The following is a 12661-nucleotide window of genomic DNA, read 5'->3' as shown; positions in this document are numbered from 1 at the left end:
CTATACAACATTTCATATCATATTTGTTCTGATATGTCTTAGAAAATTTAATTAATAAGTTTTTTTTCATGGAAACTCGTTTTTAGAATCATTTCAAATTTAGCAAAAATTTAGCAAATATTAACTAAATGTTATTATTTATAATTAAATTATTATGTGATTTGAATATGTAATACCAATATTTAATTTTGTTTTGCGAACTCATCAATAGTTTTTATTAATTGAGATAAATTTAGAAATGTTGTAAATTTGTCTACAATTAAAAATTACAAGAAATGTATCCATCAGATTTAGTATTGCCGATGAAGGCTGAACTTACAGATAAAGGTTTTCAGGATTTAGAAACTCCTGCACAGGTAGAAGATGCTTTGAAGCAGTCTGGAACGACTCTTTTGGTCATCAACTCTGTGTGCGGATGTGCGGCAGGCGCAGCAAGACCGGGAGTAGTTTATTCTTTGACTGGAGAGAAAAAACCAGATCATTTGACGACTGTTTTTGCAGGTTTTGACAAAGACGCAGTTGATGCAGCTAGAAAACATTTGGCACCATTCCCTCCAAGCTCACCATGTGTAGCGCTTTTCAAAGACGGAGAATTGGTTCACATGCTAGAAAGACATCATATTGAAGGAAATCCTGCAGGAGCAATTGCTGCAAACCTTCAGGCTGCTTATGACGAATATTGCTAATCGTAAGTAATTAAAAGCTTTATATAGAAACCGTTACAAATTTTGTGACGGTTTTTTATTTAAATCATTCGCAGGAAATTCAAATATGATTATATTTGTTGAAATGGCAACGAAAGCACTTTTCAATACTGTAGTCAATTGGTTTATCCGCCAAAGGATAGATCAGATACAGAATTTCATGGATCATCCTATCGAAACGCAGAACGGAATTCTGTTTTCTCAGTTGTTTCATGCAGAAGATACAGAATATGGCAAGCGATATGGATTTAATACTATATCAAGCTACCAGGATTTTAAAAATAAAGTTCCTGTAGTGACCTACGAAGATTTTGAACCGTATATCGAAAGAGCAAGACAGGGACATAAAGACGTAAGCTGGCCCGGTTACATCAAACATTTTGCTAAATCTTCCGGAACCACGAATGCCAAAAGCAAATTCATCCCTATTTCAGCAGAAAGCCTCGAATACTGCCACATGAAAGCCGGGAAGGACATGGTTTCTATTTATGCCAATAATCATCCCGAAAATCAGCTTTTCACCAATAAAAATTTACGTCTGGGTGGAAGCTCAGAATTATACGCCGATTTTAATACCAAATTTGGAGATCTTTCGGCAATCTTAATTGATAATCTTCCTTTTTGGGTTGAAATCACCACTACTCCGAGCAAGAAAGTTTCTCTGATGGGAGAATGGGAAAGTAAGCTGAAAGCCATTACTTCTGAAGTAAAGAATGAAGATGTTGGAAGTATTTTGGGAGTACCCAGCTGGATGATGGTGCTTTTGCAGAGGGTTTTAAAAGAAACGGATGTCAAAAATATTTCAGAATTGTGGCCAAATCTGGAAGTGTTTTTTCACGGTGGAATCAGTTTTAAACCATACAAAGATCAGTTTAAACAAATCATCGGAAAAAATATCAACTACTACGAAATTTACAACGCTTCGGAAGGTTTCTTTGGAATTCAGGACAGACCAAACAGCGACGAAATGCTTCTGATGTTGGATTACGGTATTTTCTACGAGTTTATCCCGATGGATCAGTTTCATTGTTCAAATCCGAAAGTAGTAAGTTTAGAAGATGTAGAAATAGGTAAAAATTATGCGATGGTAATTACTACCAACGGCGGACTGTGGAGATATTTAATTGGAGATACAGTGATTTTTACATCAGTCAGTCCTTTCAGAATAAAAATAACAGGACGAACGAAACATTACATTAATGCGTTTGGTGAAGAATTGATGATTACCAACGTAGAATCTGCTTTAACGAAAGCATGCGAAGCAACAAAGTCAGCCGTTACAGATTTTACGGGAGCTCCGATTTTTATGAAAGAAAATGAAGGCGGTGCCCATGAATGGATTTTTGAGTTCAGTGAAAAACCGCATAGTTTAGAAGAATTTACTGATGTTTTTGATCAGCATCTGAAAGCCATCAACTCTGATTACGAAGCCAAAAGATATAACAATATTACTTTGAAAAAACCTGTCATTCACATTGCTAGACCCAATTTGTTCTATTGCTGGCTGGAATCTAAAGGAAAGCTTGGTGGACAAAATAAAGTACCGCGTCTGAGCAACGACAGAGAATATATAGATCCTTTATTGGAAATGAATAAAACATAAAAAAACCGCAAAAATCTCTGCGGTTTTTGTTTCTTATTTTTTAAGATCTTCTTTCAGTTTTTTTGCAGCATCTTCTACTTTTTGGGCGCCTTGTGCTGCGGTGTTTTTAACATCTTTACCAACTTCCTGAGCGCTGGATTTGATGTCTTTTCCTACTTTGTTGGCTTCGTTTTTAATATCTTTTCCTGCTGCATTCAGATCTTCTTTTGCTTTCTGGGCAGTCTGATCAATTTTGTCACCTGTTTTATCAACCGTGTTTTTGATGTCAGATTTTGTTTTGTCTATTTTTGCGCTATCTACCAAGCCTGTGCTGCTTTCAGTTGTCGTGGTAGTGGTGACAGATCCATCCGGATTTTCTACTTTTTCAGTTTTTGATGTAGATTGTGTGCAGCTTACAATAAACGCTGATACAGCGATTGCTGCTAAGATTTGTTTTTTCATTGTGTATATTTAAATTATGTTATTAATCTGTTTTTGGTGTAGAAGTGGCCGTATTTTCTTTAGCCTTCAACTTCTTTTCTTCTTCCAGTTTTTTCTTGTTTTCCTTTTCAAGTTCTGCAGTAATTCGTTTTTCTTCTTGTTCTAGCTTTATTGCTTCTTTCAACGAGTCCTGATATTTTTGAGAAGACATTCTTATCTGGCGTACAATATCTACTGTGGTTGCTCCTGCCGAAAAAGAGTCAATAGCTGTCGTGTCATAATGAGGCTGTACTGCCTGAATTTCATTTGTATTTGCCGCTTCACGTTTCGAACAAGCAATTATAAATATGGAAATGATGCATCCCGCAGCCAATACTTTTTTCATGGAACTAATTTAATAGAAATTCTGCAATTACCGGATAATGATCTGACAATTTTACGGAATAATCGACTTTGTAATTTAATGCTGTAATGCTTTTTGAGGTGAAAATATAATCAATTCTCAAAGGAAATTTATAATCATGAAAACTTGTAGAACTTCCGTTTCCTGCTTCTACAAAAGCATCATCAAGATTTCTTCCGAGATTATAATACTCCCAGGAATTGGGAACTGAATTAAAATCTCCTGCCAAAATTACAGGATAAGGTGATCGATCAACCGCTTTTCTGATTTTTTTCACCTGCTCCTCATGCGTTTTGAACGTAGGAATCAATCTTGAAAAGAGTGCTGCCATTTTATTTTTTTCGTCTTTTCCGCAGTTTTTATCCTGCATACCGAGCATGTTTTTATTGAGCCTAAAAGGTTCCAGATAAACATTAATTACTCGGATAATTTTTCCGTCAATATTGATATCTGCATAAAATGAATTCCCTTTTGAGTCATCATTGATTAAATCGCCTTGACGCAAAATTTTATGCTTAGTTTTCAGGATTACCGAAGGGTATTTCACCAGATCTTTCCTTAATGCAGTGCTAGTATCTTTTTCCTGAACGAGAATGATATCGGCATTTTGATCCGTAATATATTTTTTAACAGTTGGCCAGCCTGAGCTTCCGTATTTTACATTAAAGGTTAAAACTTTAATGTCTTTCTGATGAGACTGAGCGGTCTGTTGTGGTGTAAAATTGACCCATCTTCGCACCGGATTATAAAAAATAAAAGTCGAAAGCAAAAAAAACATTGCAATTTTCTTTTCTTTAAAAAACCAGATAATAGTGAATAAAAGATGAAGAATAATCAGATAAGGAAAGGCTAAAGAGAGTAAATTGAGTTTGCTGAAATAGTTCGGAGCGACCCAGGCGTTGGCAAAAGTGCTCAGTAATAATATAATTAATAAAATATGAAAAACTAAAAATACATGTGCACGCTTCATTGAAAACTCTGATATGTGTTTTCCGCAACAAAAATACTGCCAACATTATGATAAATAACGAAATAGGCTTATAATCAATCAATTTTAAACGTAGCAACTACCGGAAAATGATCAGAAAGTTTTACTGAGCGGTCAACTTGATAAGTAACAGGTTTCACAGAAGATGAAGTGAAAATAAAATCGATTCTGATAGGAAATTTATAGTCATGAAAGCTTGTTCCACTTCCTTTTCCCACTTCAAAAAAAGCATCTTTTAAGCCTTTTCCTAAATGGTAATATTCATAAGAATTGGGAACTGAGTTTAGATCTCCGGCTAAAATAACCGGGTATGGTGACTCGTCGATACTTTTACGAATAATATCTACCTGCTCTTGATGCATTTTGAAAGTAGGAATTAATCGCTTAACGATGTCTTTTACTTTCTGTTCGTCCTCTTCACTATTGCCATTGAGTTTGACCATGCTTTTCTCAAACTTGAAAGGCTGAAGATAGGTGTTGATAATTCGGTATGTTTTCCCCTTTATTTCAATATCAGAATATTCAGAATAGGCATTAAATTCTTCATTATACATCCCTGCAAACAATTCTTTGTGAGCTATAGTTTTGTATTTTGAATAGGTAGAAACAATAGGAGCTGTATGATCTTTTTTAAGATCTTTAAATTGATATTCGCGACCTCCATCTTCCTGTAGCAAAACGATATCTGCATTTTGTTGATTGATATATTCCTGAATGTTTTCAATTTCTAATTTTCCACCTTTTATATTAAAAGAAATAATCTTTAGGTTAGCAATCTCCTTACTCTCAGTTGAATAATTAACCCATCTTTTGACAGGATTAAATAAAAATAATCCCAAAAACATGAAAACAAAAGCTCTTTTTTTCCAGGAAAAAATCCAGAAAAAGGTAAGCAAAACGTATCCAATCATCAAAACCGGAAATCCTAAAGACAGCAGATTAAACCAAGGAAAAACTTTCGGCGGAATGTAGGCGTTCAGCAAAACACCCAGCAACAGAAATAATGTGGCTAAGTGAAGTATTAATAAAATCAGACGCAGAATTTTCACAAGTAATTTTAATTAAATCGGTATAAATGTTTCCTCCAGATTCTTGCAAGAATAAATCCTACAATGGCACCTCCAACGTGAGCAAGATGGGCAATACCACCTCCATTTCCTGTGACACCTAAATAAATTGATCCTATCACAACAATTGGCAATACGTATTTTACTTTTACGGGTATTGGAATAAACATAATACCAATTTTTGCTTCAGGATATAATGTTGCGAATGCTGCAATAACTCCGAAAATTGCCCCCGATGCGCCAACCATTGGAGTTCTAAGTGCTATATATAAATTTTGAGATAATTCCTGCCCTTCCACAGTTGTTGCGCTAATTTTTAAATCTCCAACATAGTTAACGTTTGCTTTAGCGAAAATTTCTGCGGGGTTTAGTCCTAAAGCTTCCATGTCACTTATAATTTTCTGTACTTCCACAAAATTCCACAAATTAAAAAGGAAAAAAGCTCCCAAACCACTTAAAAAGTAAAGAATTAAGTATTTTTTGTCTCCTAAAGACTGTTCTAATATAGGTCCGAAACTAAAAAGTGTGAACATATTAAATAAAATATGCATTATACCACCATGCATAAACATGTGCGTTATAATCTGCCATGATTTGAAATTAGGAGAGAATGGATAATAAGCAGCAAGCATAGTATTGAGCTGAGGTAATAAAAATGATGCTATGAATACAACAACATTTATAATAATCAGATTTCTCGTAATTGGCGGTATATTATTAAACATCTTTTTTAAAATTTATTTTTTAAATCATTAAACGGAACTTCATAAAAACATCTTTTTCCGGTAGGTAAAAATTCAGGGAAACCTAATGCCGTGAAGTCTTTGATCACTTGCTCAGCATCAGCTTTGTAAATAAAATCAAATCTTGATTTCGACTGCATTTTTGCCCATTGATTGTGATAAAACTGCATAAATTCGTCCTCGGTTTTGTATTCCAAAATATCGAATAGATTTTCGAGAAACTTCATCACTTGAGTTTCTTTCAATCCTTCAGGTACGGTATCGATTCTGAGCACGTTCTCATGTGCAATTTTCATGTCAAACCCGAGTTCCGGCAGAAATTTTTTAATGGATTTGTATTTATTTTTCTCAATTTCGTTCATGTGATACTCCAGAGAGAAGAGTAGGGCATGACTCACGTTGCCTTTTTTTACATTTTTATTGTTTTCGGCAACCAGCAATCGGTGCATTCTGCCCAAATCGAGCATCAAAGTTCTGTCGCCTTTGTTGAAAAGCCAATATCCGTTCGGAAGTCTCATCAAATCTTCATCAAAATCTTCATCTTCGAAAAGATTGATCTTAGAAGGCTCTGCAGAAATGTTCTGATGATACATTTCCGTAAGATTCTGAATTTCGTTTTTCGTAACCTCTCTTTCTTCCAAAAAAGGATTGTAATCTCGATCTACCGTTATTTCCGGCATTTTATAACTTCCCGAATTATTGGCTTTGCTCGGGAAACTTTTCTGCATCATCTCGTCCAGTATCGGATCTTTTTCAAAATCTAGACTCGGCGCAATATTATAAATTCCCAACGATCTTTTAATCGTAGAACGAATCAAAGCAAAAATCAAATGCTCGTCTTCAAATTTTACTTCCGTCTTCTGCGGATGAATATTCACATCAATTTTCTCAGGATCTAATTCCAGAAAAAGGAAAAAGGTCGGAATATATCCAGGCAAAAGAAGTCCTTCAAAAGCTTCCTGAACCGCTTTGTTGAAGTACGGACTTTTAAAAAATCTTCCGTTCACGAAAAGAAACTGTTCGCCACGTGTCTTTTTTGCACCTTCAGGCTTGGCAACGAATCCGTGAAGTTTACACCAAAGAATATCCTCTTTAATAGGAATCAACTGTGGATGTAATTTTCTTCCGAAAACATCTACAATTCTTTGCATTTGTGTGCCTTTTCTTAACCTGAAAACAGGATCATCATCATGAAACATAGAAAATTCTAAATTCTCATGAGCCAATGCCACACGCTGAAATTCATCAATAACGTGTCTGAATTCTATATTATTGTTTTTCAGAAATTTCCTTCTTGCCGGAACATTGTAGAAGAGATTTTTAACTAAAAAATTAGATCCTTCCGCAGTCTGTACAGGCTCCTGAAACTGAAAAATTCCACCTTCAATATAAATATTGGTTCCAAGCGGAGATTCTGCCTGTTTGGTTTTCAATTCAACCTGCGAAACCGCTGCGATTGACGCAAGAGCTTCACCACGAAAGCCTTTTGTGGAAATTTTAAAAATATCGTCGGTTGCTCGTATTTTTGAAGTGGCGTGTCTTTCAAATGCCATTCTGGCATCGGTTTCAGACATTCCTTTTCCGTCATCAACCACCTGAATAAGATTTTTGCCGGCATCTCTTATGATCAGTTCTATTTTTGAAGCTCCGGCATCAATGGCGTTTTCCAAAAGTTCTTTTACAATCGACGCAGGTCTTTGCACCACTTCACCTGCTGCAATTTGGTTGGCTACATGATCCGGTAAAAGCTGAATAATATCTGACATAAAATGATGAATGAACTTACAAAAATAGTCAAAGGAAATAAGATTTAAAATAAATAAGGGATGAATTAAAAATTAAGTCTGATTAAAATTAATCTGATTACACGTTTTTAAAGGCAAAAAATAATTTTAACGCAAAGTTCGCAAAGATTTTTATATACTAACTGCTTTTAAGGTTCGCAAAGGCGTTCTACTTAACAAAGACCACAAAGGTTTTCATTACTAAAAAACCGGATTTTAAGCCAAATAAAAAGCCCCCGTTTGCAAAACAAACAGAGGCTACAAAACTAAAGTATATACGATTTGTGCTGTCAATTGACTGATTATTTAAGTCTCTTCTAAGACAAGCTTAGATTTTTCTTTCCTGGTTTCTTTTATCATCACTTCACCATTACCGTGGATTTTATCATACATAAATGCCATAAAATTCGGCTTGTTGTAGATTTTTGCGTATCGGTAATTGGTTTTAAAGTGTCTGATATTAATTTTATAGAAATCATATCCAATAACGACCAATAAACATAAACTGATGATATAAAATACACTGAATTCTAATGAGTAATAAACCATCCCTGAGAAAATAGCCCCTAAAACATAAGCAGACATAATGCTCAATAAAAGCTTTGCTCTTGCAATCAATTCAGGGTTTTTTCTGTATTTTTTGTGAGTAAACATGGATGCAAGAATTCCTAAATCTGTTGTAGTACCCGTAAGGTGTGTTGTTTTAACCAAAAAGTTGGATATACTTGCCGTCAAACCATTCTGTAAACCTGTTGCAAAGAGCATTAAAGCGACCAAAACTTCTGCTTCTTCCAGAGTTTTTCGGTAATAAAACTGACCATAAAAACCAACACTCACAAGACATAGAATCTCTAAAATAAGTGGCATTGCATGGGCAAAATATTTACTTTTCTTATTAAAATTAATGACGAAAAAGTTTGCTGTGAAACTTCCGAAGAAGAAAAGGAAAATCCATGCGCCAACAACGGCAACCTGCGACCAGTTTCCTTTACTGATTTCTGCGGCAAATACGGCGTAATGTCCCGTTACGTTTGAGGTAAAAGATAAAAATATAAGTAGAGATGCAATATTTATAGTCCCTGCCGTAAAGGCAGTCAGCGTCCCCAGTCTTATATTGTCTCCCAATGTCCTGCTGTTACTATAATTTCTTAACATTTTTTTAGATTTTAAATGGTGACATTTAATTTAAACTTCAACAAAAACTTCTGCAAGTCTTCCTCTTTCGGGCATGAATTCCGGTACACCAAGCGTTATTTCTTTCACCTGAATGTCTTTAGCCTTTTTGATGTAAGGAGCTAAGTCAAATTTCCCTTTGGTATTCTTATCTTTCAGATTAGCTGAATAATATGCTTCTTCGATATTTTCTGCCGTCAGATAATTGTTGAATGCTCTCTGGAAACTTCCGGTGAAGACATCGCAAACAATTTTATTTACCAAGTGCGGATATTTGTTTTTGATGATGCTGTACGCATCGCAGAATTCTTTTGATCTGATTTTGTTGAAAACCGTTCCTTTGGTATTGAATAAAAGATCTCTGATAGAATCTCCCATATCATAACCCGATACAAGCAAAATGTTGTATTGTGTGTTTTCTTCCGTAGCGTTTTTCTCTTTTAAAACTTTCTTTAATATATTTAAAGATTCAAGAGAATAGTCTGTTGCAATTAAAATGGTCTTGATCATATCTTTTAGATTTAGTTGTTACCGATTTTGATAATACAAAACTATATCTGTAAGATTAGAAGACCTTTAGAACAAAATTAAAATGTAATTAAAGAGATTAAAATGAGATTAGAATTTCATTTTTAAAAATGCTTCGTTTTGAAGCTAAGGTTGTTTTTCTTTCTGCTGTGTCGCATAAATAGTAGGAAAACGCATTTGCACAGTTGTTCCCTGATTTTCGTGTGAACTCACAATCAATTCACCATTATGCATTCTCACAATGTTTCGTGCAAGGGGAAGTCCGATGCCATACCCTTCATAATTTTTGGTGTTGGAGGCTCGGAAGAAAGGATCGTAGATTTTATCCATTTCAGATTCCGGAATACCGATTCCTGTGTCTTTGATGATGATATAAACATCTGTATCTGTAGCTCCAAGTGAAACTTTTACCTGCTGGAAATTGGAATATTTACAACCGTTGTTCACAATATTGGCAACTGCAAGATGAAGAAGCTGCTCGTTCCCCTGAACTTTCAGTTTTTTTGGATTGTCGGGCAGCATGCTGATATCGAGATAAATATTATTTCGAGAATCAATTTTTCTGATGGTCTCAATCACATCCCACAGCAACTGATCAATTCTCACCTTATCAATTTTCTGAATTTTTCCGTCAAAACCGGTTTGAGCAATGATTAAAAGCGCTTTTATTTTTTTATCGAGTTTTTCGGCTTCGTCGAGGATGATTTCTAAAGTTTCTTTGTATTCATCAGCGGTTCTGTTGATAGAAAGTGCAACATCAGCTTCTCCCATAATGGAAGTCAATGGAGTTCTGAGCTCGTGAGAAACATTTCCAATCAGGTGGTTCTGAGTTTCAAATGATGTTTCAATTCTTGTCAACATTGTGTTGAATGTTTCCACCAATTCGTTTAACTCTTTGTTGTCAGGCTGCGGCTCTAGTCGTAAATGTAGATTTTCTGAGCTGATTTCTTTTACTTTTCCGGTGATTTTAAGGATTGGTTTAAATAAAGTTTTAGATAAATAAAAAGAAAAAATCATGCTGAAGAAAATCGAGAGAATCATGCAGGTAATCAATGTTCTCTTTAAAAACCCTAGATAATGAACGACGTAATGGTTTTTTGCAGATGCAATAGCGATGTAATCTTTATTTTGAAATCTAAAAGACTGACCGATGTAGTAAAATTCTTTATCGTTATAATTTGCCTCGCCTCGTCTGATGATGTTTTTAAAAAAAGTATCAGGAATGTGTACTTCTTTAGAAATATGTTTAAAATTTGAATCTGAAGGTACGGCAAAAACATAATCTCTTTCCATAGGAAGTTCTTCGTCGTTTAAACCGTTGAGAATATAATTTTCAGGTAAATCAAGATGCTCTTTTCCTTTTTCGATTTGTACAATGGTAGTCGTACGTATTTTCAGCAATTCATAAAAACGCTGATGCGAAAAATTAACAATAGAAAAATAAACCAAACCTCCAAAAATGGAAATAACGGTTGTAAAAACAACCATCAAAAGCACCATCGTTTTGGTTTGATTTGTAATGACTTTGTTAAGCATTTTCTATGGCTTTTTCAGAACATACCCCATACCAATCACGGTGTGGATGAGCTTTTTGTCGTCCTGATTATCTATTTTTTTTCTTAAATAATTTACATAAACATCTACAACATTGGTTCCGAGTTCGTAGTTGACACCCCAGACTGCATCTAGAATTTCAGCCCTTGAAATTACTTTTTCGGGATTGTTGAGGAAATACATTAACAATTTATATTCGGTAGAGGTCAGAGAAATTTCTTCTCCAGCACGCACTACTTTTTTGGTATAATCGTTGACCGTCAAATCTGAAATCTGAAAAAGATATTCATTAAAAGTTTCGTCTTCTGTGACTTCGGGAGTTGCAATGGGAACGCTTCTTCTTAGTAAAGATTTAATTCTGGCAACCAACTCGATAAACTTAAAAGGTTTTACCAAATAATCATCACCGCCACTTTCGAGCCCGAGAACAATATTTTCTGAACTACCCAATGCCGTTAAAAAAAGAATAGGAACGTGTTTGTTGGTTTTTCTGATTTCCTTGCAGACATCCAGACCATTCATTCCCGGAAGCATAATGTCTAAAATGACCAATTCGAAATCATTCTCCTGCACCAGGCTTACGCCGGTCAATCCGTCAAATGCCACCGAAACATCATATCCCTTTTCCTGAAGTCCTTTTTTAATAAAAGAAACTACGCTGGTTTCATCTTCGATTAGAACAATTTTTTTCATATAGTAACGAATCTCACAAAAATAAGGAAAAGAATACAAATGAGGTTTAGCTTAAAAAACAAAAAGACGAAGAATACTTCGCCTTTGGAATAAATGATATGTAGAAAAGTGTTTTTATTTACCCGAAATTGCTTTTAAAATAATAGGTTCTAAATTGGATGGCAAATCGGCAGATTTTATCTGATAATTTTTGATTTTCATCTCTTTGAACCAATTTTCCCAGTATTCTTTGATGACATCGGCTTCAAAAGGATTTCCTTTTGCGGGATTGATTCCTAAAACAATGACTTCAAGATTATCGAGATCATCATTAGCTTTTACAAATCCCAAACCTTTATCCTGAATTTTATTTTTGAAATCTGAAGAATTTAGTTTTAAAGATTTTACCAATTCCGGTGTGAGATAAGAAGTTTTTTGACCTTCAGAAAATTTAGAATCTTTGTGATAAATATAACCGTCAGTTAGAATGAAAAGGACATTTCTATGATTATCTTTAATGCAGTAATCTTTTGCTTTATTCTTGAAAAACTCCCAAATATCTGATCCGACATATTTTTTATCTTTTATCGCTGACTCGTAAATCTGCATTGGCAACGAAGAATATTTGTTTTGAACCAAATTGATGTTCTCTTTCGTCGTGTTTTTATCGAAAGACACTTTCAACTCTTTTGTCAGTTCATTCATTTTGGGATCTGAAGGTTCAGGATTGAAGAAAACCTGCATCTGATCGTTGAGTTGAATAACTTTTTTGTTTTTAATATGATCTAAAAATCCTTTTTCAATCGCTTTGATGTATTCCGTGTCTCTCTGGAAATATTCCATCGTCGGATTTGGATTTTTATCAGGATCAATTCTGTCTGAAAGATCGATCAAAACGCTAAGGTTCAGGTTTTTCGCAGAATTAACTGTCGGAACTGAACTTTCTGAAATCTTTTCTTTTGGCTTTCCGCATTGAATAAAAAGCGCAGAAGCGATAATGAGGTAAAATATTTTTTTCATAA

General features: G+C 34.7%; 13 protein-coding genes. 2 read left to right on the top strand and 11 right to left on the bottom strand.

Annotated features, from left to right (window positions below; genetic code table 11):
* The first annotated feature begins 275 nt into the window (after positions 1 to 275).
* Together MQX03_RS10160 and MQX03_RS10155 are read left to right on the top strand one after the other, a co-directional pair.
* Positions 276 to 686 (top strand): BrxA/BrxB family bacilliredoxin, encoded by a 411-nt coding sequence (locus MQX03_RS10160; RefSeq protein WP_129535570.1) that lies wholly within the window; start codon positions 276 to 278, stop codon positions 684 to 686.
* Positions 687 to 789: 103 nt separating this feature from the next.
* Positions 790 to 2307: a GH3 auxin-responsive promoter family protein gene (locus MQX03_RS10155; RefSeq protein WP_242802953.1), complete on the top strand. Its 1518-nt coding sequence runs from the start codon at positions 790 to 792 to the stop codon at positions 2305 to 2307.
* 33 nt (positions 2308 to 2340) lie between these two features.
* On the opposite strand, the gene MQX03_RS10150 is transcribed toward MQX03_RS10155, so the two are convergent.
* The 11 genes from MQX03_RS10150 to MQX03_RS10100 form a co-directional block, all read right to left on the bottom strand.
* The gene (locus tag MQX03_RS10150) at positions 2341 to 2748 is read right to left on the bottom strand and encodes a hypothetical protein (RefSeq protein ID WP_242802903.1); all 408 of its coding nucleotides are present in this window, start codon (positions 2746 to 2748) and stop codon (positions 2341 to 2343) included.
* A 22-nt stretch (positions 2749 to 2770) separates the two neighbouring features.
* Complete coding sequence (locus tag MQX03_RS10145; protein WP_242802901.1) at positions 2771 to 3112, bottom strand: hypothetical protein; 342 nt, start codon at positions 3110 to 3112, stop codon at positions 2771 to 2773.
* A 4-nt stretch (positions 3113 to 3116) separates the two neighbouring features.
* The gene (locus tag MQX03_RS10140; RefSeq protein WP_242802900.1) at positions 3117 to 4100 is read right to left on the bottom strand and encodes an endonuclease/exonuclease/phosphatase family protein; all 984 of its coding nucleotides are present in this window, start codon (positions 4098 to 4100) and stop codon (positions 3117 to 3119) included.
* Positions 4101 to 4174: 74 nt separating this feature from the next.
* Positions 4175 to 5167 (bottom strand): endonuclease/exonuclease/phosphatase family protein, encoded by a 993-nt coding sequence (locus tag MQX03_RS10135; RefSeq protein ID WP_242802898.1) that lies wholly within the window; start codon positions 5165 to 5167, stop codon positions 4175 to 4177.
* 8 nt (positions 5168 to 5175) lie between these two features.
* On the bottom strand, positions 5176 to 5910 hold the full coding sequence (locus MQX03_RS10130) for a rhomboid family intramembrane serine protease (RefSeq protein WP_242802896.1): 735 nt from the start codon (positions 5908 to 5910) through the stop codon (positions 5176 to 5178).
* Positions 5911 to 5915: 5 nt separating this feature from the next.
* On the bottom strand, positions 5916 to 7694 hold the full coding sequence (gene mutL, locus MQX03_RS10125) for a DNA mismatch repair endonuclease MutL (protein WP_242802894.1): 1779 nt from the start codon (positions 7692 to 7694) through the stop codon (positions 5916 to 5918).
* 324 nt (positions 7695 to 8018) lie between these two features.
* Positions 8019 to 8867 carry a YoaK family protein gene (locus tag MQX03_RS10120; RefSeq protein ID WP_242802892.1) on the bottom strand — a complete coding sequence of 283 codons (849 nt, stop codon included), beginning with the start codon at positions 8865 to 8867 and terminating at the stop codon, positions 8019 to 8021.
* A gap of 30 nt (positions 8868 to 8897) precedes the next feature.
* The gene (locus MQX03_RS10115) at positions 8898 to 9395 is read right to left on the bottom strand and encodes a hypothetical protein (protein WP_242802891.1); all 498 of its coding nucleotides are present in this window, start codon (positions 9393 to 9395) and stop codon (positions 8898 to 8900) included.
* A gap of 144 nt (positions 9396 to 9539) precedes the next feature.
* Entirely contained in the window at positions 9540 to 10949 is a 1410-nt protein-coding gene (locus MQX03_RS10110) for a sensor histidine kinase (protein WP_242802890.1), read from the bottom strand.
* A 3-nt stretch (positions 10950 to 10952) separates the two neighbouring features.
* Positions 10953 to 11660, bottom strand: coding sequence for a response regulator transcription factor (locus tag MQX03_RS10105; protein WP_242802888.1), 708 nt, complete (start codon positions 11658 to 11660; stop codon positions 10953 to 10955).
* 114 nt (positions 11661 to 11774) lie between these two features.
* Complete coding sequence (locus MQX03_RS10100; RefSeq protein WP_242802886.1) at positions 11775 to 12659, bottom strand: hypothetical protein; 885 nt, start codon at positions 12657 to 12659, stop codon at positions 11775 to 11777.
* Positions 12660 to 12661 lie beyond the last annotated feature (2 nt).

It is taken from the genome of Chryseobacterium aahli, from assembly GCF_022699665.1.
GTDB lineage: Bacteria > Bacteroidota > Bacteroidia > Flavobacteriales > Weeksellaceae > Chryseobacterium > Chryseobacterium aahli.
Note: the sequence above shows the minus strand (reverse complement) of the source record. Positions and strands in the feature narration are given on the sequence as shown.

What these genes read in the sequence shown, in the direction of transcription:
- MQX03_RS10160 (WP_129535570.1), top strand. Translation starts at nt 276, where the DNA reads ATGTATCCATCAGATTTAGTATTGCCGATGAAGGCTGAACTTACAGAT.
- MQX03_RS10155 (WP_242802953.1), top strand. Translation starts at nt 790, where the DNA reads ATGGCAACGAAAGCACTTTTCAATACTGTAGTCAATTGGTTTATCCGC.
- MQX03_RS10150 (WP_242802903.1), bottom strand. Translation starts at nt 2,748, where the DNA reads ATGAAAAAACAAATCTTAGCAGCAATCGCTGTATCAGCGTTTATTGTA.
- MQX03_RS10145 (WP_242802901.1), bottom strand. Translation starts at nt 3,112, where the DNA reads ATGAAAAAAGTATTGGCTGCGGGATGCATCATTTCCATATTTATAATT.
- MQX03_RS10140 (WP_242802900.1), bottom strand. Translation starts at nt 4,100, where the DNA reads ATGAAGCGTGCACATGTATTTTTAGTTTTTCATATTTTATTAATTATA.
- MQX03_RS10130 (WP_242802896.1), bottom strand. Translation starts at nt 5,910, where the DNA reads ATGTTTAATAATATACCGCCAATTACGAGAAATCTGATTATTATAAAT.
- mutL (WP_242802894.1), bottom strand. Translation starts at nt 7,694, where the DNA reads ATGTCAGATATTATTCAGCTTTTACCGGATCATGTAGCCAACCAAATT.
- MQX03_RS10120 (WP_242802892.1), bottom strand. Translation starts at nt 8,867, where the DNA reads ATGTTAAGAAATTATAGTAACAGCAGGACATTGGGAGACAATATAAGA.
- MQX03_RS10115 (WP_242802891.1), bottom strand. Translation starts at nt 9,395, where the DNA reads ATGATCAAGACCATTTTAATTGCAACAGACTATTCTCTTGAATCTTTA.
- MQX03_RS10110 (WP_242802890.1), bottom strand. Translation starts at nt 10,949, where the DNA reads ATGCTTAACAAAGTCATTACAAATCAAACCAAAACGATGGTGCTTTTG.
- MQX03_RS10105 (WP_242802888.1), bottom strand. Translation starts at nt 11,660, where the DNA reads ATGAAAAAAATTGTTCTAATCGAAGATGAAACCAGCGTAGTTTCTTTT.
- MQX03_RS10100 (WP_242802886.1), bottom strand. Translation starts at nt 12,659, where the DNA reads ATGAAAAAAATATTTTACCTCATTATCGCTTCTGCGCTTTTTATTCAA.